The organism is Mesorhizobium sp. M7A.F.Ca.AU.002.02.1.1, assembly GCF_003998535.1.
Lineage (GTDB): Bacteria > Pseudomonadota > Alphaproteobacteria > Rhizobiales > Rhizobiaceae > Mesorhizobium > Mesorhizobium ciceri.
This window is the reverse complement of record NZ_RZPB01000604.1, coordinates 1-3,650: the sequence shown is the minus strand read 5'-3', so window position 1 is coordinate 3,650 and position 3,650 is coordinate 1. Positions and strand designations below refer to the sequence as shown.

Here is a 3,650-nt window from a genome sequence, read left to right as displayed (position 1 = left end):
CCGATATCTCGCACTGGTTCAACCGCCGCCGCCGTGACCGCAACACCGCGACGGCGGTTGAACCAGTGCGAGATATCGGCGATCAGCGGCCCGAAGATCACCGACGTGCCGATACCGATCAGCACCCCCTGGGCAAGCGTGAATTGCAGGATCGAGGTCGACAGCGCCGCGAGCAGCAGGCCCGCGGAAAGCGCAATCGAAGAGATCAGCGCCGGGATCCAGTAACCCATCCGGTCGATGGCGCGGCCGACCAGCACGTTGCCGGCGGCGAAACCGACCATGGTCGCCGTGTAAGGCATGGACGCCGCGGCGCGGTCGACGCCGAACTCGGCCTGCACGGCGGGCAGCACGACGACGACAGCCCACATGCCCACGGCGCCGATCGTCGCCAGCAGCATCGAGATGGCAAGCCGCATCCAGGCATAGGAGCTGTCGATGCCGGGGCCGGGCTGGAGGCTGTCGGTTCGGGTCAAGGCGTTTCCTGTCGGCGGTCTCGGAGATCGGCTGCCGTTTGCGCCACTATCGGCGCATTCTCAGGCCGCAGCAGCGCCACAGCGGGCAAATCCGTGGCTCCAGAGCCAGGGCGGAACCGATACCGATGTGCGGAGTTTCCCGGCAACCCACCCCGCAAAGGAGTCCTGCGATGACCGCCACCAGGAAAAAATGGTCGGCCGAGGTGACCGAGCACAGCAACGCAATGGATCTTGAGGATCACGTCTTCGAATCCGACGACGCCAGGAAGATCGCCGCCTCGCTGAAACGATCCGCCGAACACAGCCACAGGCGCAAGGCCGAGCCTTTCCAATCCGCCATGTCGATGCTGAATTTTTACATCAACCGCGCCGGCAAGAACTTGCCTGCCGCGCGCAAAAAAGTGCTTGAGGACGCCAAGGACGAACTGCGCAGCGCCTTCGGACGGGACAAGGATGATTAGCGGCCGGTCCGGCCTTACCGGGCGCGGATGACGCCGTCTGTGTTGGCGAGCAATTTGCGCACAGCATTGCGCGCCGCGTCGGGGCGCTGCAGGCGGATGTTCTTCTCGATCGCCTCGTGCAGCTTCTGCGCGTGGTTGAGATCGTCGATCTCCCGTGTCGTATAGGCAAAGAGATGATCGAAGGCGGATTCGATCAGTACGCCGAGCGGCACCAGCAGGTCGTTGCCCGAAGCCCGCAGGATGGCGAGATGGAAGCGCGTGTCGGCGCGGGTCCGCTCCTGCAGGCTCGTCGCCGCGCCCATCTCACGGCAGGCCAGGCTGATCTCGGCCATCTGCTCGTCGGTTCTTCGCATCGCGGCGAACGCGGTCGCTTCCGGCTCGATGATATGGCGGAATTCCTGCACCGTCTTGAGGAACACTTCGCGGTCCGGCGACGTCGCGTACCAGGCCAGCACATCGCGATCGAGCAGGTTCCAGCGTTCCTTCGGCTCGACCCAGCTGCCGATCTTGGGACGTGAGGCCAAAAGGCTCTTGGCCATCAGCATCTTGATCGCTTCGCGCACCGCCGAGCGGCTGACGCTGAAGGTCTCCGACCATTTCGCTTCATTGGGCAGGATGGTGCCAGGCGGATAATCGCCGCGCACGATCCTGAGGCCGATTTCACTGGCCAGCGAGGCGTGGACGCTGGAGCCGGGAATACGCGCGGCGTCCGCCCGGCGAACGCCGCCCGGACGGTCCCCGGAGGCCGCTTTCCCCAACGATTTTTCCTTGTTCGGCTTCGCGTCCCGCATGGGGTCCAGAAAGTCCGTATTAAGCAGGCTGTCAAGCGCAGCAAGCGGCTTGCATCGCAAAGCTGCCCGCTGTGCACAGATCAGCCCCGATCCGCCGCTTGATTGGCATGTCGATATTCAGGTCAGGCCGAGCCGAGAATGACGGATTTCGAGAACCGGAGCGCAGCGTACTTTTGGGTACGTGAGCATCGGCCTACGCCGGCCGTAGCCTTGACTGCCACGACCACTCATAAGTGCTTCGGCCGGCGAAGGCGGAAGCGCAGAAAGCCGTCATTCGCAGGCCGGCATCACCTGAGTGTCGACATGCCTAGGCCTGCTTGACGTATTTGCGCCAGCTATGCTCCGGGCGGAAGCCCAGCACGTCACGCGCCTTGCGGTTGGAGAGCAGCGTCTCGTATTCGCCGAGTTCGGCCTTGACCGGCACGCCGGGGTAGAACCGCTTCAAGAGTTCGGCTGTCGGCAGGTCGGACGAGGTGTCGTCATTGGCCGCGTTGAACACCTGATAGCCGAGCCCGTCCTTCTCTATGGCGCGCAGCGTGATCTGGCCAAGGTCGCGCGCGTCGACATAGCTCCAGGCGATGCGCTTGCGGAAACCCGGATCGGCGAACCATTTCGGAAACAGCGAATGTTCGTGCGGCTCGATGACGTTGCCGATGCGCAGGGCATAAATGTCGGTGCCGTTGCGCTGCGCGAAGGCCCGCGCCGTCTTCTCGTTGACGACCTTGGACAAGGCATAGCTGTCCATCGGATCGACGTCATACTCCTCGTCGAGCGGGAAATATTTTGGATCGCGCGGCTCGTTGGCGAAGACCAGCCCATAGGTGGTCTCGCTGGAGGCGATGATTACCTTTCGGATACCGAGCTTAACTGCCGCCTCGATGACATTGTAGGTGCCGAGCGCATTGATGCGGAACACCTCGTTGTCGGTGGTGATCATGATGCGCGGGATGGCGGCGAAATGCACCACCGCATCGACCGGCTGCGGACGCAGCGAGGGGTCGAATTCATGCAGGCCCATATAGCTCGACAGTGCGTTGAACACCTGCCCGCTGTCGGTGATGTCGGTGATCAGCGTGCGCACCTTGGGGTTGTCGAGCGGCCTGGTGTCGATGTTGAGCACCTGGCAGCCTTGCTCGACCAGATACTGGACGACATGGCGTCCGGCCTTGCCGCTGCCGCCGGTGAACATGATCCGCTTCGTCATTTTGCTCTCCACATCCTCAGGAATTTATGTGTATTGTCAGACAATATCGCCATCCGCAACCACCCTCGCCTGCAAAACGGCAGCGCCTGACATCAATCATTGCAACAGGACTTGAAGACATGAACACGACTGCCGCGAGCGAAAAGATCGGCTTCATCGGGCTTGGCCTGATGGGCCACGGGATCGCCAAGAACATCGTCGACAAGGGCTACAGCCTGACCTTTCTCGGCCGCAAGAACCGCAAGCCGGCGGAAGACCTGCTTGGCCGCGGCGCCACCGAAGCATCGACCTCGCGCGATGTGGCGGCGGCATCGACAATCGTCTTCATCTGCGTCACCGGTTCGCGCGAGGTCGAAGCCATCATTCGCGGCCCGGGCGGCCTCAAGGAGGGTTTGAAGAAAGGTTCCGTCGTCGTCGACTGCTCGACCTCCGACCCCGTCTCGACCATTGCGCTTGCCGCTGAACTCAAGGCGCTCGGCATCGATTTTGTCGACGCACCGCTCAGCCGCACGCCGAAGGAAGCCTGGGAAGGCACACTCGACGCCATGGTCGGCGCGCCGGACACCCTCTTTGCCAGGGTGAAACCGGTAATCGAAACCTGGGCCGGCCGCATCGTCCATATCGGCGACACCGGCGATGGCCATCGCATGAAGCTGCTCAACAATTTCATCTCGCTCGGCTACGCCGCGATCTATTCCGAGGCACTGGCACTGGCTGAGAA

5 protein-coding genes are annotated in these 3,650 nt (G+C 62.8%); 2 read left to right on the top strand and 3 right to left on the bottom strand.

Annotated elements, in window-relative coordinates; translation table 11 throughout:
* Nucleotides 1-473, bottom strand: a 473-nt coding sequence (locus EN879_RS27675; RefSeq protein WP_127274373.1) for an MFS transporter, incomplete at its 3' end; no start/stop codon positions are given.
* A 170-nt stretch (nt 474-643) separates the two neighbouring features.
* Between EN879_RS27675 and EN879_RS27670 the strand changes: the two genes are divergently transcribed.
* Complete coding sequence (locus EN879_RS27670) at nt 644-934, top strand: DUF3175 domain-containing protein (protein ID WP_024501537.1); 291 nt, start codon at nt 644-646, stop codon at nt 932-934.
* A 14-nt stretch (nt 935-948) separates the two neighbouring features.
* Here EN879_RS27670 and EN879_RS27665 read toward each other — a convergent pair whose 3' ends face one another.
* Nucleotides 949-1,725, bottom strand: coding sequence for a FadR/GntR family transcriptional regulator (locus tag EN879_RS27665; protein ID WP_024501538.1), 777 nt, complete (start codon nt 1,723-1,725; stop codon nt 949-951).
* A gap of 307 nt (nt 1,726-2,032) precedes the next feature.
* Nucleotides 2,033-2,929, bottom strand: a complete 897-nt coding sequence (locus EN879_RS27660; RefSeq protein ID WP_063168518.1) for an NAD(P)-dependent oxidoreductase — start codon at nt 2,927-2,929, stop codon at nt 2,033-2,035.
* A gap of 119 nt (nt 2,930-3,048) precedes the next feature.
* Between EN879_RS27660 and EN879_RS27655 the strand changes: the two genes are divergently transcribed.
* The coding region (locus tag EN879_RS27655; protein WP_164774613.1) for an NAD(P)-dependent oxidoreductase at nt 3,049-3,650 on the top strand (602 nt) is incomplete at its 3' end.